At 42.1% G+C, this 228-nt stretch carries 1 protein-coding gene; it reads right to left on the bottom strand.

Features of this window, described 5'->3' with window-relative positions:
* Positions 1-25: 25 nt before the first annotated feature.
* Positions 26-228: alanine:cation symporter family protein (locus Q4519_RS22310; RefSeq protein WP_303516182.1), on the bottom strand; the 203-nt coding region annotated here is incomplete at its 5' end.

The following is a 228-nucleotide window of genomic DNA, read 5'->3' as shown; positions in this document are numbered from 1 at the left end:
GCTCAATATTTTTTTCAAGCTCATGTTATTGAATGGCATCAAAAGTAGGCTGATTGTTTTGCGCCCGCTGCTCGTTGTAGTCCTTCGCTAGCTTAACCAACACATTTGACAGCATTAAAATGGCCACAAGGTTAATGAGTGCAATTAATACCATCGAAACATCAGCCATAGACCACACTAATGGCGATTCAGCTAATGCACCATACATCACCATGACCAGTACCACAC

Source organism: Motilimonas sp. 1_MG-2023, assembly GCF_030547455.1.
Taxonomy (GTDB): domain Bacteria; phylum Pseudomonadota; class Gammaproteobacteria; order Enterobacterales; family CBDFNC01; genus Motilimonas.
This window is presented reverse-complemented; position numbering and strand designations above follow the sequence as displayed.